Raw genomic sequence first — 15,022 nt, forward strand, 5'->3', positions numbered from 1 at the left:
GACAGACGGGTGGGCATCTATCTCCCGATCGCGGAAATTTCCGTCAATGTCTTCGTGCTGCTGGCGATGGGCGCGGCGGTGGGTTTCCTGTCGGGCATGTTCGGGGTGGGCGGCGGCTTCCTCATCACGCCGCTCCTGATATTCTACAACATCCCGCCGGCGATCGCGGTCGCCACCGGGGCCAACCAGGTCATTGCTTCTTCCTTCTCCGGCGCGCTTTCACACATGAAGCGCGGCACGCTCGACTTCAAGCTGGGCGGCGTGCTTCTGGCCGGCGGCATCGTCGGTTCGACCGCCGGCATCTATGTGTTTGCGCTGCTGCGCCGGATCGGCCAGTTGGACCTCTTCATCTCGCTGCTCTACGTCGCGCTGCTCGGCACGGTCGGCGGCCTTATGCTGGTCGAGAGCGTGAATGCGCTGCGCGCCACACGCAGCGGCGGCGCACCGGTGCTGAAGAAATCCGGTCAGCACAACTGGATCCACCGGCTGCCGTTCAAGATGCGCTTCCGCGCCTCGAAGCTGTTCGTCAGCGTCATCCCGGTGCTCGGTCTCGGCGCGGCAATCGGCTTCCTGTCGTCGATCATGGGCGTCGGCGGCGGCTTCATCATGGTGCCGGCGCTGATCTACCTGCTCAAGGTGCCGACCAACGTCGTCATCGGCACCTCGCTGTTCCAGATCATCTTCACCTCGGCCTACACCACGCTGGTGCATGCCACCACCAACCAGACCGTCGACGTCATCCTCGCCTTCCTCTTGATGGCCGGCGGCGTTGCCGGCGCGCAATACGGCGCCAAGGCCGGCCAGAGGCTGCGCGGCGAACAATTGCGCGCGCTTTTGGCGCTGCTAGTGCTGGCGGTGGCCATACGCCTTGCCGTCGATCTGTTCGCGACCCCGCCCAATCCCTACTCGCTTTCCGCTGCGGGCCTGAGCTGATGGCGGGATTGAAAGCGTTCGCAGCCACCGTTTCGCTTTCGCTGTTCTTCGCCCTGTCGCCGGCGACGGCGCAGACGCCGCCGACCGCCGAGGGCATCCAGATCGGCCTGTCGACCGACGCGATCTCGATCACCGCCGGGTTCTCGGGCGCCGATCTCACCATCTTCGGATCACTTGAAAATCCCGATCCGCTGGTCTCGCGGCAAGGGCGCTACGACGTCGTCGTCGTGCTCGAAGGGCCGCCGCGGCCGGTGGTCGTGCGCCGCAAGGACAGGGTGCTCGGCGTCTGGATCAACCTCGAATCGGAGACGTTCGAGAACGTGCCGGTGTCCTATTCGGTCGCCACGACGCGGCCACTGCAGGACATCGCCGACCCGAACAAGTACAAGCAGCTTTCGCTCGGCTCACAGAACCTCTACATGAAGCCCGCCGACGAGACCGACAGTCCGGCGACGATAGAGGAGTTCACGGCGGCGCTGCGCGAGCGCAAGACGGCGACCGGCCTCTACAGCGAGAATGTCGGCGGCGTGCAGTTCCTGTCGCAGAGCCTGTTCCGCGCCACCGTACGGCTGGCGCCCAACATTCCGGTCGGCACGCACAAGGCGCGCGCCTTCCTGTTCAAGAGCGGCATGTTTGTGAAGGAAAGCTCCGCCCAGCTCGAAATCCGCAAGTCCGGTTTCGAACAGTCGATCTTCCGCGTCGCGCACGACTATTCCTTCCTCTACGGTGCGTTCGCCGTGTCGCTTGCGATGCTGACCGGCTGGCTCGGACGCATCGTCTTCCGCAAGGATTGATGCGGCCGGGAAAATGGGAAGACCCATTTCCCGTGAAAAGAGGGGTTTTCCTTTTCCCGGTTTTGCGATAAATCGCCGCCTCCCAACCCTAGGGACAAGCACTCACACATTCAATTTCGGCAGAGCGGTCCGGCTATCCGGGCGACGGCGCGTCGATGCGTTTGCCTGCCGCCATGAAGCAATGACAGGAGGCTGCGATGCAATCAGCATTCGGCGGCATCGATTTCGGCACGTCCAATTCCACGGTGGGCGTGATCCGCAGCGGCCGCGCCCGACTGGTGGCGCTGGAGGGCGAACAGCCCACCTTGCCAAGCGCCGTGTTCTTCAACTTCGAGGACGGCCATACCTATTTCGGCCGTCGCGCGATCGCCGACTACACCGACAGTGTCGAGGGCCGGCTGATGCGTTCGCTGAAAAGCGTGCTCGGCAGCTCGCTCGCGAACGAGAAGACGCGCATCAAGGCGCGCCTGATCGGCTTCACCGACATCATCGGCTTCTTCATCAGCCATTTGAAGAAGCGGCTGGAGGAGGACGCAGGCGGCCCGGTCGAGCGCGTCGTGCTTGGCCGCCCCGTGCAGTTCGTCGACGACGATGCCGAAGCCGACGCCAAAGCGCAGGGCGAGCTCGAAAGGGCGGCGCGCGCGCAAGGCTTCAAGCATATCGCCTTCCAGTTCGAGCCGATTGCGGCGGCGCTCGACTACGAACAGAAAGTCGCCCGCGAAGAGCTGGCGCTGATCGTCGACATGGGCGGCGGCACCTCCGACTTCTCGGTCGTGCGCGTCTCGCCGGAGCGCGCCCGCTCGGACGACCGCAAGAGCGACATATTGGCCAATCGCGGCATCCATATCGGCGGCACCGATTTCGACCGGCTGCTCAGCATCGCCCATGTCATGCCCGAGCTCGGCTATCTGACGCCGACCAAGGACGGCAAGCGCAATCTGCCGGCGAGCTATTTCGTCGACCTCGCGACCTGGCAGCGCATCAACCTCGTCTATACGGCCAAGGCGATGTCGGATCTGAGGCAAATCCGCTTCGAGGCCGATCGGGCCGATCTCGTCGACCGTTTCATCCACATCGTCGAGCATCGCTACGGCCATGCAATGGCCGGCCTGGTCGAACGGGCCAAGATCGCGCTGACCGACCAGTCTTCGGCCGAGGTGAAGGTGTCGCTGCCCGGCGCGCGCTTCGCGGCCGGGATCACGCGCGCCGGCCTGGAAGAGACGATCGGCGGCGACATCGAACGGGTGACCGCGACAGTCAGGCAGACGATCGCCGACGCCGGCGTTCCGGCTTCTGCCATCACCGCGGTATTCCTCACCGGCGGTTCGACGGCCATCCCGCTGGCAAAGCGGCGGATCCTTTCGCTGGTGCCGCAGGCTTCCGTCATCGAAGGCGACATGTTCGGCTCGGTCGGACTCGGCCTGGCGCTGGATGCGCGGCGTAAGTTTGCTTGAGGTTTCTTTTCTCTAGTGGTGGAAGCCAGACGCTTGGTACCCGACACAGACTTCCGTTCTGGGTCGTGAGGGGCCCCTCGGATGGGTGCGCCCGAATTGGCACGGACATTTAGGGCGGAACCAAGTATAATGATCTGCCTAAGCTCGCAGGCAATCACCTGTGTTCTCGACGTTCGATTTGGCCGCAGAGCCGATGAGTCTCAATGTCGGGAGGACGAAAATGCGCCAGATCAAGTCCCTGATCCTACTGTCAATTCTTTCGCTAATGCCAGGATTGAGCATCGCGGCGGAAGAACTTCCCGCCGATACGCTTGTGATCCAGGCGGAAATCCAGAGAGGCGGCGATCTTATTGGGTTCGGGTTCAATTCCCTTTGGATGATGAGCGGCAACCTCCTTGAGCGCGTCAACGCTGCGGACAACAGCGTCATCGATATCGACGTTAACGGCCGCGGTGGATCTCAAGCCCCCGGAATCGGCGAAGGTGCTGTCTGGGTGCCCGCGACGAGCAAGAAGATGATCCTCAAAGTCGACCCGATCGCCAACAAGCTGGTCCAGGAAATACCCGCCCAGATACTCAGCAACGAGGGGAGCATCGGCGTCGGCGAAGGCGGGGTATGGGTCGTCACAGGGAAGGGCATCGGCAATACGACGCTGACTCGTTTCAATTCCCGCAGTGGCGCTGTCGATGCGAATATTCATTTGCCAGCGTTGAGCGCCGGCGTCGTCGTTGACTTTGGCTCCGTCTGGGTGACCGGTTTCGGCAACAGTGAGCTGTACAGGATCGATCCAAAGACCAACACGGTAGTCTCGACCATCAAGCTTCGCTCATCGCCACGCTTCATCGCCTCCGGCGAAGGCTCGATCTGGGTGCTCAATCAAGGCGATGGCTCGGTTCAGCGAATCGATGGAAAGACCGGCGAGCTGCTGGCGACGATTCAAACAGGCCTATCCGGCAGTGGCGGCGATATCGTTTGCGGTGGTGGCTATGTGTGGGTCTCGACGCCCGGAACGCCGGTCGCTCAGATCGATCCCAAAGCCAACACACTTGTCCGCAAGTTCAAAGGGAACTCGTTCGGCGACGCTATTCGTTACGGTGCCGGTTCGCTCTGGGTATCGGGATCGACCATCCACCGGATAGAGCCCCCAAAATAGAGAGCGCGTCCACCACTAGCCCCTGTCCGTTGACGACGCATCCGCCTTCTCGCTGAGATGCGCCTTCAGCGCCATCTGGGCGAGGCTCGCCTGTCGGTCGCGATGGGTGATCATGGCGAAATCGCGCTTCGGCAGATCGACCGGCACGGACCTGAGGCTCCCCTCCGCCAGGGAGCGCGCGACGACCAGCTCCGAGATGATGGTGGCGCCGGCGCCGGCCTCCACCGCCTGACGCACGGCCTCGTTGCTGGGCAGCACGAGAAATATCTGCAGCTCCGCCGGCGCGACGCCCTCGCTGCGCGCAAAATCCTCCAGCGCCTCGCGCGTGCCCGAACCGCCTTCCCGGATGATCCAGCGCAGGGCCCTGATGTCGAGGTTTCCCGCCGGCGTCATCGGAATGTCCGGGTGCGAGCGCGCCACCACCAGCATGGGGCGATCCTCGTCGACCGTGGCGCGCCGCAGGATGTCGGACTCGGTGCGTCCCTCAACCAGGCCGAAATCGGCCCGGCCGTCCAGAACATTGGCCTCCACCTGCCTGGTGTTGCCGATGGTGACGCTGAGGCGCACCGCAGGATAGGCTTCGTGGAAGGCGGCCAGGCGCCGCGGCAGCCAATAGCTGGCGATGGTCTGGCTCGCAGCGATCGAAAGGCTGCCGGTGACGGTCTGCGAAACATGTTCCAGCACATTGTGGGCGGCCGCCGCGCGTTCGAGGACCGCCTTGGCTTCGGGCAGGAAGCGATGACCGGTCTGCGCCAGCTCGATGTTGCGGCCGACCCGGTTGAACAGGCGCACGCCATGCTGGCTTTCAAGCGCGCGGATGGCCGCCGAGGCGGCCGACTGGGAGATGCCGAGCAGCTCGGCCGCCTTGGTCATGTGGCCGTGCTCGGCGACGGCGACGAATATGCGCAACTGGTCGAGGGTCATGGCCAACTAAGAAGCAAAACCGATCGGAATTACAAGTACCGCTTGTTAGACAGATCAATTGCTTTGTTCTAAGTTTTTGCCAAAGCTTGGAAAAAATTGGCTGTTCTACAGCCAAGGTTGGAAATGATCGGGCGCTTCAAATCCCTTTTCGCGCACTGGACCCGCCGGCTGAGGCGGCAGTTGGCCGGCGAGCGCTACCACCCCGAGCTTCACTACATGCGCGGACCGGGGCCGAAGACGAAGGCCAGGATGGCGGGCGGCAAGGGCGTTCGCGGATCATGAACTCGGCTGCGCCGCGCGGCGCCAATTCCGCACCCTCCCAGCGACCGCTAGCCGACACGTGCGCGCCCGACGAAGGCGACGGGGTCGACACCTCGCCAAGCGTCTCCGACCGCATCGCCAAGACCACCTGCTACATGTGCGCCTGCCGCTGCGGCATCGACGTCCACATCAAGGACGGCAAGGTGCGTTACATCAGCGGCAACAAGGACCACCCGGTGAACCGCGGCGTGATCTGCGGCAAGGGCAGCGCCGGCATCATGCAGCACTACAGCCCGGCGCGGCTGAGGAAGCCATTGCTGCGCGAGGGTCCGCGCGGCTCCGGCGAATTCCGCGAGATCGAATGGGGCGAGGCGTTCGCCATCGCCACCGAGCGACTTTCGGCGATCCGCCGGACCGACCCGAAAAAGCTCGCCTTCTTTACCGGGCGCGACCAGTCGCAGTCGCTGACCGGCTGGTGGGCGAGCCAGTTCGGCACGCCGAATTTCGCCGCCCATGGCGGCTTCTGCTCGGTCAACATGGCGGCCGGCGGGCTCTACACGATCGGCGGCTCGTTCTGGGAGTTCGGCGAGCCCGACTGGGACAACACAAAATACTTCATGCTGTTCGGCGTCGCCGAAGACCATGATTCCAACCCGATCAAGATCGGCCTCGGCAAGCTCAAGGCGCGCGGCGCCAAGGTGGTGTCGGTCAACCCGTGCCGGACCGGCTACAACGCGATCGCCGATGACTGGATCGGCATCCAGCCGGGCACGGACGGGCTGTTCGTGCTGGCGCTCGTCCATGAATTGCTGAAGGCCGGCCGCGTCGATCTCGACTATCTGCTGCGCCACACCAACGCCGCCGTGCTCGTGACTCAGAAGCCCGGCGCGGCCGATGACGGACTGTTCGTCCGCAACGATGCCGGCAACCTGCTTGCCTGGGACAGGGCTGGGAAGGTTCCTGTCGGCGCCGGCGATCCCGAGGCGAAGCCAGCGCTGACCGGCAGCTACACGGTCAACGGCCATCGCTGCGTGCCGGTGTTCCAACTGATCGCCGACCGCTACCTGGACGAGAGCTATTCGCCGGATGCTGTTGCAGGGCGCTGCGGCGTCGCTGCAGATACGATCCGCCGCATTGCGGCGGAGCTGGCGCATGTCGCCTTCGAGCAGACGATCGAATTGCCGGTCGCCTGGACCGACTGGGCAGGCCGGCGGCACGAGACGATCAGGGGACGGCCTGTCTCGATGCATGCCATGCGCGGCATCTCGGCCCATTCCAATGGTTTCCATACCTGCCGCGCGATCCATCTGCTGCAGGTGCTGCTGGGCACGGTGGACGTTCCCGGCGGCTTCCGTTTCAAGCCACCCTACCCCCGTTGCGCACCACCTGGACCAAAACCCGCCGGAAAAAACGTCCGGCCGATGACGCCGCTGGACGGCATGCCGCTCGGCTTCGTCTGCGGGCCCGACGATCTGCTCGTCGACGAGGCCGGCCGCCCTACCCGCATCGACAAGGCCTATTCCTGGGAGGCGCCTTTGGCCGCGCACGGCCTGATGCACTCGGTCATCCGCAATGCCTGGGCCGGCGATCCTTATCAGATCGACACGCTGATGATGTACATGTCGAACATGGCCTGGAATTCCTCGATGAACACCGTCGAGACGATTCGTATGCTGACCGACAAGGACCAGGCTGGCGCGTACAAGATCCCCTTCATCATCTATTCCGACGCCTATTATTCCGAGACGGTGCCGTTCGCCGACCTCGTGCTGCCCGACACCACCTATCTCGAGCGCCACGACTGCATCAGCCTGCTCGACCGGCCGATCAGCCATGCGGACGGGCCGGGCGACGCCATCCGCCATCCCGTGGTGCAGCCGGATCGCGACGTGCGGCCGTTCCAGTCGGTGCTGATCGAGCTCGGCGCGCGGCTCGGCCTGTCCGGCTTCGTCACCGAGGACGGCTCGGCGAAATATCGCGACTATGCCGACTACATCGTCAACCACGAGCGTGCGCCCGGCATCGGTCCGCTCGCCGGCTGGCGCGGCAAGGACGGACGTTCGATCGGCAAAGGCGAGGTCAATCCAGACCAGCTGCAGCGCTACATCGACAATGGCGGCTTCTGGCATCACGATTTTTCCGATGACCAGCGCTACTACAAGATGGGCAACCGCGCCTATCTCGACTTCGCAGTCCAAATGGGCTTCATCGCCAAGGCGGAGCCGATCGTTTTCCAGCTTTATTCAGAGCCGATGCAGTGCTTCCGGCTCGCAGCGCGCGGCCATGGGAAATCGCAGCCGCCAGAGGCCGAGCGCGGCCGCATCGAAGCCTATATGGACCCGCTGCCCTTCTGGTACGCGCCCTTCGAGGACGAGGCCATTGACCTGCAAAAATATCCGCTGCATGCGCTGACGCAGCGGCCGATGCATATGTACCATTCCTGGGGCTCGCAGAATGCGTGGCTTAGGCAGATCACCAGCCAGAACCGGCTGTTCGTGCACAGCGAAACGGCAGCGAGGCTTGGGCTGGCCGATGACGACTGGGTGTGGATCGAGAGCACCAACGGCAAGGTGAAAGGGCAGATCAAGCTGATCGACGGGGTGAATCCGGACACGGTCTGGACCTGGAATGCGATCGGCAAACGGCGGGGCAGTTGGGGCCTGAAAGACGATGCCGCAGAGAGCAATCGCGGCTTCCTGCTCAACCACATCATCGGCGACCTGACCCACGGCAAACGCTATTCGAATTCCGATCCGGTCACCGGGCAGGCGGCATGGTTCGACGTGCGCGTGCGCATCACCAAATGCGCGCCCGAAGAAGCCGGCTTCACCGAGCCGCAATTCGAGCGTTTCCGGCAGCCGCCAAATGTCGGGCCGCCGCCGGATGTGCTTCGCTTCGGCGCCGCGTTCCGCATGAAGAGGGAAGCCGCCGAATGACATGCCTTCCCGCCCATACCGAGAAGAAGCTTGGCCTCGTCATCGACCTCGACACCTGCGTCGGCTGCCAGGCCTGCGTCACCGCCTGCAAGGAATGGAACGCCGGCGGCCACATGGCGCCGCTGACCGACATCGATCCCTATGGCGGTAGTGCCGACGGCGTCTGGTTCAACCGCGTGCACAGCTATGAGCACACGACGGAATTGGGCGGCCGCACGGTGAACTTCCCGCGCTCCTGCCTGCATTGCGAGCAGCCGGCCTGTGTCACCGTCTGCCCGACGGGCGCCTCCTACAAGCGTGCCTCCGACGGCATCGTGCTGGTCGACGAGGACAAGTGCATCGGCTGCAAATTGTGCAGCTGGGCGTGCCCCTATGGCGCGCGCGAGTTCGATACGGATGTCGGAGTGATGAAGAAATGCACGCTTTGCGTCGACCGCATCTACAACGACAATCTGACGGCGGAAGACCGAGTACCGGCCTGCGTCGCCGCCTGCCCGACCAGCGCCCGGCATTTCGGCGATCTTGGCGATCCGGCTTCCGCGATATCGCAGCTTGTGGAGGAGCGCGGCGGCGGCGACCTGATGCCGGAGCTTGGCTATAAGCCGACCAACAAATACCTGCCGCCGCGCGCCCGCAGCGAACGCGCGGCGAAGGTGGACGCGCCTGCGCTGGAGCCTATCAAAGCAGAAGGCGGCCTTCTCGGCTGGATCGACCGCATGCTTTCGAACTAGCTTCAGCCAGTCATGCATCCCGCCCTTTCCGTCGTCTTCTTCACCACCGCCACCGGCGCCGGTTACGGCCTGCTGGCGCTGCTCGGCGTGCTTGGCGGACTGGGCTTCATCCAGCCCGATTTCTGGCTTGGCCTTGTCGGCATGGCGCTTGCGCTCGGCCTGATTGTCGCCGGTCTGCTGTCCTCGACCGGCCACCTTGGGAGACCGGAACGAGCCTGGCGCGCCTTCTCGCAATGGCGCAGCTCCTGGCTGTCGCGCGAAGGCGTGGCGTCGGTCGCGACGTTCATTCCGGCCGGGATCTTCGGCATCGGCTGGGCACTGCTTGGCCATAGTGGCGGCTGGGTGGCCATTGCCGGGCTGCTGGCGGCGGCTGGCTCTGTCACGACAGTCTGCACGACCGGCATGATCTACGCCTCGCTGAAGCCGATCGCGCAGTGGCACAGCCGCTATACTTTACCGGCTTATCTTATTTTCTCGGCGATGACAGGCGGCGTGTTGCTGAACGCCCTGCTCCAGAGTTTCGCCGTGGGTTCGACGGCGGTGCTGGTCTGTGCGCTGCTTGCCACGCTCGCGGGCTGGGCCTGGAAGCTCGCGACTTGGCGGCACAACGACCGGCTGGAGATCCCGACCACCGCCAACACGGCGACGGGCCTCGCCGGCGGCACGGTGCGGTCGATCGAATGGCCGCATACGGAAGAAAACTACCTGCTCAAGGAGATGGGATTCCGCATCGCCCGCAAGCACAGTGCGAAGCTGCGGCGGATCACGCAGGGCCTGGCCTTCGCCGTGCCGGCTGTCTTGCTTGCTATTGCCCTTGCCTCACCGTTACCGCTCGCGGCCATTGCATCGGTGCTTGCAGCCGTCACCCAACTTGCCGGCATGCTGGTCGAGCGCTGGCTGTTCTTCGCCGAGGCGAAGCACACGGTCACGCTTTACTATGGCAGATAGGGGGCGGGTTCAGCCCGGCCGCAGCATCGAGCCGGAAATGGCAAAGATGCGTTCGGCGCCGAGCATATAGGCGACAAGCGTTTCCAGCCGGAACAGGCCGGCATAGGCGCGGTCGAGCACGTTGAGCGAGCCGGTATAGGCGCCGAAGGCCGGCATGATCATGCGGCCGCCGTCGCCGGCGAAGCAGCGACGCCTGACCGAGCGGCCGCGCTGCACGATGCGGGCGCAGGGATGGAGATGGCCGGCGATCTCGCCTTCGGCCCGCAGCTTCGAGGGCTCGTGGCGGAAGACGAGCGAGCCGATGGCGAGTTCCCTCACCGTCTCGCCGGGCAGGTCGGCGGGAGCATCCGGATCGTGGTTGCCGGCGACCCAGAACCAGTCGCGGCCGGCCATCATCGCCTCCAGCCGCTCGCGGAAGCTCAAATGCATGCGCTCGGCGCCGCCGCCATCGTGGAAGGAGTCGCCAAGGCTGACGACGATCCGCGGCTGATAGTCGGCGATGACGGCCTGCAGCCTGAGCAACGTGGCGCCGGTGTCGTAAGGCGGGATCAGCGCGCCGCGCCTGGCGAAGGACGAACCCTTTTCGAGATGCAGGTCGGAGATGGCGAGCAGCCTCAGATCGGGGAAATAGAGCACGCCGCGCCGGTCGCAAACCGCGCGCTCGCCGGCGATGCCGACAAGGTCGGCCTCGGCGATCAGCGTTGCGCGCGACAGCGAAAAATTCATCCCCTCTCCATTCCCATCTGTGTTACGCAATTCCGGACGGAAAACCGCTACACATTTTTCCTGGAATTGCTTCCAGCCCGCTACCCTCGGCCCATCGCCTCTTCGACCAGGTCGGCGGCCTCCATCAAAAGCGTGTCGTTGGCGCCGCCATTCACCGATTCCTTGCCGATCTCCAGCATCACCGGCACCGCCAGCGGCGAGATCTGGTCGAGATGCTTATGCACGATTCGACCGCGCACGCGCGAGAGCATCTCGCCAAGTCTGCTGACATCGAGCAATCCGGCCGAGGCGTCGGTGCGTGTCGCATGCAGCAAAATATGGTCAGGTTCATGGCTGCGCAGCACGTCATAGATCAGGTCCGCCGAGACCGTCACCTGGCGGCCGCTCTTTTCTTGGCCGGGATAGCGCTTCTCGATCAGCCCGGCGATGACGGCGCAGGTGCGGAAGGTGCGCTTCAGCATCCAGCTGTCGTTCAACCAGGCCTCGAGATCGTCGCCCAGCATATCCTCATCGAAAAGTGCGGCCAGCGACGGCTTCTTTGCCTTGAAGAGTGCCGCCATATCGTCCAACGCCCATACGGCGAGCGAATAGTCGGTGGCGACGAAGCCTAGCGGCCGCGCGTGGGCGCGCTCCAGCCGGCGCGTGAGCAGCATGCCAAGGGTCTGGTGCGCCAGCCGCCCCTCGAAGGGATAGGCGACCATGTAATGGCGGTTGCCGCGCGGGAAGGTCTCGACCAGAAGGTCGCCGCGCTTCGGCAGCACCGACTTTTCCTTCTGCAGTCGCAGCCAGTCGGCCACTTGCTCGGGCAAGACCTGCCAGCGGTCGCTGTCGGCCAGCATGCCGCGCACCTGCTCGGCGAGGTAGGTCGATAGCGGGAATTTGCCGCCGGCATAGGACGGCACGATGATGTTGGCACCGGCGCCGTTGGAGACGACGCATTCGTTCTCGCGGATGCCTTCGAAGCGCAGTACCTTGCCGGCGAACAGGAAGTTGTCGCCTGGCCTCAGCGTCTCGGCGAAATACTCCTCGATCTTGCCAAGCACCGGCCCGCCGCGGCCGGCCATGCCGCGGCCCTGCCGGACATAGCGGATATTGAGCTCCGGCATCTCGACGATGGTGCCGACATTCAGCCGGTATTGCTGCGCGACGCTCGGATGCGAGACGCGCCACAGCCCGTCCTTGTTCCGGCGGATGCGGGCATAGCGCTCGTAGTTCTTGAGCGCATAGCCGCCGGTGGCGACGAAATCGATGACGCGGTCGAAAGTCTCGCGTTCAAGCGCCGCGTAAGGAGCGGCGCCGCGCACCTCCTCGAACAGAAGGTCGGCATCGAACGGTCCGCCGCAGGCGACGCCCAGCACATGCTGGGAGAGTACGTCGAGCGCGCCCTTGACCAGCGGCGGCGTGTCCTGCGCGCCGAGATAGTTGGCGTCGAGCGCGGCGCGGCATTCCAGCACCTCGAAGCGGTTGGCAGGGATCAGGATCGCCTTCGACGGCTCGTCCATGCGGTGGTTGGCGCGGCCGATGCGCTGCGCCAGGCGGCTGGCGCCTTTCGGCGCGCCGACATGCACGACCAGGTCGACGTCGCCCCAGTCGATGCCGAGATCGAGCGTGGAGGTGGCGACGATGGCGCGCAGCGCATTGTCGGCCATCGCCTTCTCGACGCGCCGGCGCTGGCCGACGTCAAGCGAACCATGATGCAGCGCGATCGGCAAAGAATCCTCGTTCGCCCGCCAAAGCTCCTGAAACAGCAGTTCCGCCTGGCTGCGCGTGTTGACGAAGAGAAGCGTCGTACGGTGCTGCTTTATCGCCTCGTAGATTTCGGGAATGGCGTAGCGGGCCGAATGTCCCGACCATGGCACCCGCTCGCGCGAGTCGAGGATGGAGATGTCGGGCTTGGCGCCGCCGGCGACCGTGATCAGCCCGGCCATGTCGGGGTTCTTTGCTTTTTTGGGCGGATTCTGCGCAACCAGCCAGCGCCGCAATTCGTCCGGCTCGGCGACGGTTGCCGACAAACCGATGGTCTGCAGCTTGGGAACGAAGCTGCGCAATCGCGCCAGGCCGAGCGCCAGCAAATGCCCGCGCTTCGAGGTGACGAGCGAGTGCAGTTCGTCGAGCACGACATAGCGCAGATCCTCGAAGAAGCGCTTGGCATCGCTTGATGCGATCAGCAGGGCGAGCTGCTCGGGCGTGGTGAGCAGGATATCGGGCGGCACCAGCTTCTGCCGCTGGCGCTTGTGCGAAGGCGTGTCGCCGGTGCGGGTCTCGATGGTGACCGGCAGGCCGATCTCCTCGACCGGCTTGCCGAGATTGCGCTCGATGTCGACGGCCAGCGCCTTGAGCGGCGAGATGTAGAGCGTGTGGATGCCGCGATGCGCCTGGCCGGGTTTGCGGCGCGGCCGGCCGGCTAGTTCAGTCAGCGAAGGCAGGAAGCCGGCCAGCGTCTTGCCGGCGCCGGTCGGCGCGATCAGCAGCACCGATTGTCCGCTTTGAGCCTCCGCCAGCAGCTCGAGCTGGTGGACGCGCGGCGACCAGCCTTTTGCTGCGAACCATTTGACGAATGGCTCGGGCAGGAGAACGGCGGAATTCTGTTCGGCAAGGCGCGGCTGCTCTGTCACGCGTGAAGAGGTAGCGCGACGGCGCGCGCTCGCCAAGAAAAATCGGAACAAAAGGGGATCGTTCCTCCCTTCTCCCCCTGTGGGGTCCGAAGGACGGGGCGAGACCCGTGGCTCGCCCCCGGGCGGTGGATCGGCGAGCAGCGCCGAGACGGATGAGGGGTGCTCCAGCTTGGTGCCACTTACCCCTCACCCGGATTGCCAACCGATTTGCGAAGGGCAAATCGGGACAATCCAACCTCTCCCACAACAAGGGGAGAGGTAAAAGGCACTACGGCCTCCTGAACCCCGTCGGGCCACCATAGAGATAGCCGATGCGCTTGACGGCTTCCTTCAGCCCTTCCCGCGAGACCAGCATGGTGTGGCCGTTGGCGTGGATCATGTCTTTCGCATCGGTCATGATCGCGACGTGGCCCTTCCAGAAGACGAGGTCGCCGCGCTGCAGTTCGGAAAAATCCGGGCCAGGTTGGAATGGCGTGCCGATCAATGCCGCCTGCATGTCGGTGTCGCGCAGCACATCCTTGCCCGTCATGCGCATCGACAGTTGCACGAGGCCGGAGCAGTCGATGCCGAAGCCGGAGACGCCGCCCCAGAGATAGGGCGTGCCGAGGAAGCTTTCCGCGACCGTTACATAGTCGTCTGCCACCTCGCCGATCGGACGCAGATGGCGGGCGATGACCGCCTGCCCCGACGGCAGCAGCGCGTAGTGGGTGCCGCGCGTTTCGGCGGAGCCCATCACCGTCACCGCCGAACCCATCGACAATTGTCCGCTGATCGGAAAGCGCAGGTCGGGACCCGGATAAAGGAAGGTGCGTGGCACGGAGACGATGTGGGTCGGCGCATGCTCGCGAGCCCCAAGAACATTGTCGGCGACATAGCCGACATAGCCGTCGCGCTCGGCCTGCACCCAGGCCCAGCCTTCAGCGTCCTCGAAGACAAGCACGTCGTCGCCGAACAGCGCCTGGCTGTTGACGCCGGCATCGGGGCGCGGCGCCCTGCGCAGGTCGGCGACGGCTGCCGTGATCCGCGCCGGCCGGCCGGCGACGAAGCGGTCGGCGGCGACCTCGCCTTTCAGCCTGGCATCGGCAAGATCGGAACGGAAGGCGTGAAGGCGGGCATCCCTGGCGGTCAAATCGGCAATCCAGTCAAGTTGGTGATCAGTCAGATGGGCAGCTCATGCGCCCTGGCGACGATACCATCGCCGAAGCGCTCGACAAAGAGTGCGCCTTCGACCGTGCGCCGGATGAGCACGTTGCGCTTGTCGAGCTCGTCGCGGTGGCGCGAGACCAGCTTCAGCGCGCCCATCGTGTCGAGCGCCCTGGTGATGACCGGCTTGGTGACGTTGAGCCTGGCGGCCAGCCCTCGCACCGTGTGCGGCGGCGGATCGAGATAGATGGTGAGCAGGATCGCCGTCTGGCGCATGGTGAGATCGGGCGCGCCATCGCGCACCTGCGACAGCAACACCTGCTGCCACAGTCGCAAAGCCTGGCCCGGGCGCATCGAGATCGACATGCCGTAAGCATGACGGCAAATTGTTTCGCTTCCGTTTC

At 64.7% G+C, this 15,022-nt stretch carries 13 protein-coding genes; 8 read left to right on the forward strand and 5 right to left on the reverse strand.

Going from position 1 to position 15,022, the window contains the following annotated elements; genetic code table 11:
• The first annotated feature begins 9 nt into the window (after window positions 1-9).
• From ABID26_RS13390 to ABID26_RS13405, 4 genes are all read left to right on the forward strand, one after another.
• On the forward strand, window positions 10-933 hold the full coding sequence (locus tag ABID26_RS13390) for a sulfite exporter TauE/SafE family protein (RefSeq protein WP_354415814.1): 924 nt from the start codon (window positions 10-12) through the stop codon (window positions 931-933).
• The gene (locus tag ABID26_RS13395; protein ID WP_292299570.1) at window positions 933-1,727 is read left to right on the forward strand and encodes a TIGR02186 family protein; all 795 of its coding nucleotides are present in this window, start codon (window positions 933-935) and stop codon (window positions 1,725-1,727) included. Before ABID26_RS13390 ends, ABID26_RS13395 begins: the two co-directional genes overlap by 1 nt.
• A gap of 197 nt (window positions 1,728-1,924) precedes the next feature.
• Window positions 1,925-3,181, forward strand: a complete 1,257-nt coding sequence (locus ABID26_RS13400) for an Hsp70 family protein (protein ID WP_354415815.1) — start codon at window positions 1,925-1,927, stop codon at window positions 3,179-3,181.
• A gap of 220 nt (window positions 3,182-3,401) precedes the next feature.
• The gene (locus ABID26_RS13405) at window positions 3,402-4,334 is read left to right on the forward strand and encodes an NHL repeat-containing protein (RefSeq protein ID WP_354415816.1); all 933 of its coding nucleotides are present in this window, start codon (window positions 3,402-3,404) and stop codon (window positions 4,332-4,334) included.
• A 15-nt stretch (window positions 4,335-4,349) separates the two neighbouring features.
• Here ABID26_RS13405 and ABID26_RS13410 read toward each other — a convergent pair whose 3' ends face one another.
• A complete protein-coding gene (locus ABID26_RS13410) occupies window positions 4,350-5,258 on the reverse strand; it encodes a LysR substrate-binding domain-containing protein (protein WP_354415817.1) in 909 nt (302 codons plus the stop codon).
• A 123-nt stretch (window positions 5,259-5,381) separates the two neighbouring features.
• Here ABID26_RS13410 and ABID26_RS13415 point away from each other — a divergent pair, with 123 nt between their 5' ends.
• From ABID26_RS13415 to ABID26_RS13430, 4 genes are read left to right on the forward strand one after another with little or no spacing between them, the layout of a single operon-like run.
• The gene (locus tag ABID26_RS13415; protein WP_292299568.1) at window positions 5,382-5,540 is read left to right on the forward strand and encodes a hypothetical protein; all 159 of its coding nucleotides are present in this window, start codon (window positions 5,382-5,384) and stop codon (window positions 5,538-5,540) included.
• Window positions 5,537-8,455 (forward strand): molybdopterin oxidoreductase family protein, encoded by a 2,919-nt coding sequence (locus ABID26_RS13420; RefSeq protein WP_354415818.1) that lies wholly within the window; start codon window positions 5,537-5,539, stop codon window positions 8,453-8,455. The genes ABID26_RS13415 and ABID26_RS13420 overlap by 4 nt, the downstream gene beginning before the upstream one ends.
• Window positions 8,452-9,186 (forward strand): 4Fe-4S dicluster domain-containing protein, encoded by a 735-nt coding sequence (locus tag ABID26_RS13425; protein WP_354415819.1) that lies wholly within the window; start codon window positions 8,452-8,454, stop codon window positions 9,184-9,186. Before ABID26_RS13420 ends, ABID26_RS13425 begins: the two co-directional genes overlap by 4 nt.
• Before the next feature lie 12 nt (window positions 9,187-9,198).
• Window positions 9,199-10,134 (forward strand): dimethyl sulfoxide reductase anchor subunit family protein, encoded by a 936-nt coding sequence (locus ABID26_RS13430; protein WP_354415820.1) that lies wholly within the window; start codon window positions 9,199-9,201, stop codon window positions 10,132-10,134.
• 9 nt (window positions 10,135-10,143) lie between these two features.
• On the opposite strand, the gene pdeM is transcribed toward ABID26_RS13430, so the two are convergent.
• The 4 genes from pdeM to ABID26_RS13450 form a co-directional block, all read right to left on the reverse strand.
• The gene (pdeM, locus tag ABID26_RS13435; RefSeq protein ID WP_354415821.1) at window positions 10,144-10,860 is read right to left on the reverse strand and encodes a ligase-associated DNA damage response endonuclease PdeM; all 717 of its coding nucleotides are present in this window, start codon (window positions 10,858-10,860) and stop codon (window positions 10,144-10,146) included.
• A gap of 80 nt (window positions 10,861-10,940) precedes the next feature.
• Window positions 10,941-13,475, reverse strand: coding sequence for a ligase-associated DNA damage response DEXH box helicase (locus ABID26_RS13440; RefSeq protein WP_354415822.1), 2,535 nt, complete (start codon window positions 13,473-13,475; stop codon window positions 10,941-10,943).
• Between the two features lie 268 nt (window positions 13,476-13,743).
• Window positions 13,744-14,604 (reverse strand): C40 family peptidase, encoded by an 861-nt coding sequence (locus tag ABID26_RS13445; RefSeq protein WP_354415823.1) that lies wholly within the window; start codon window positions 14,602-14,604, stop codon window positions 13,744-13,746.
• A gap of 29 nt (window positions 14,605-14,633) precedes the next feature.
• Window positions 14,634-14,984: a MarR family winged helix-turn-helix transcriptional regulator gene (locus tag ABID26_RS13450; RefSeq protein ID WP_126096294.1), complete on the reverse strand. Its 351-nt coding sequence runs from the start codon at window positions 14,982-14,984 to the stop codon at window positions 14,634-14,636.
• Between the last annotated feature and the right edge of the window lie 38 nt (window positions 14,985-15,022).

This window comes from Mesorhizobium shonense, from assembly GCF_040545255.1.
GTDB classification, from domain to species: domain Bacteria; phylum Pseudomonadota; class Alphaproteobacteria; order Rhizobiales; family Rhizobiaceae; genus Mesorhizobium; species Mesorhizobium shonense.

Bases quoted from the DNA above. Each gene is read 5' to 3' on its own strand.
- ABID26_RS13430 (WP_354415820.1), top strand. From the start codon at position 9,199: ATGCATCCCGCCCTTTCCGTCGTCTTCTTCACCACCGCCACCGGCGCC.
- ABID26_RS13425 (WP_354415819.1), top strand. From the start codon at position 8,452: ATGACATGCCTTCCCGCCCATACCGAGAAGAAGCTTGGCCTCGTCATC.
- pdeM (WP_354415821.1), bottom strand. From the start codon at position 10,860: ATGAATTTTTCGCTGTCGCGCGCAACGCTGATCGCCGAGGCCGACCTT.
- ABID26_RS13410 (WP_354415817.1), bottom strand. From the start codon at position 5,258: ATGACCCTCGACCAGTTGCGCATATTCGTCGCCGTCGCCGAGCACGGC.
- ABID26_RS13395 (WP_292299570.1), top strand. From the start codon at position 933: ATGGCGGGATTGAAAGCGTTCGCAGCCACCGTTTCGCTTTCGCTGTTC.
- ABID26_RS13400 (WP_354415815.1), top strand. From the start codon at position 1,925: ATGCAATCAGCATTCGGCGGCATCGATTTCGGCACGTCCAATTCCACG.
- ABID26_RS13420 (WP_354415818.1), top strand. From the start codon at position 5,537: ATGAACTCGGCTGCGCCGCGCGGCGCCAATTCCGCACCCTCCCAGCGA.
- ABID26_RS13415 (WP_292299568.1), top strand. From the start codon at position 5,382: ATGATCGGGCGCTTCAAATCCCTTTTCGCGCACTGGACCCGCCGGCTG.
- ABID26_RS13405 (WP_354415816.1), top strand. From the start codon at position 3,402: ATGCGCCAGATCAAGTCCCTGATCCTACTGTCAATTCTTTCGCTAATG.
- ABID26_RS13450 (WP_126096294.1), bottom strand. From the start codon at position 14,984: ATGTCGATCTCGATGCGCCCGGGCCAGGCTTTGCGACTGTGGCAGCAG.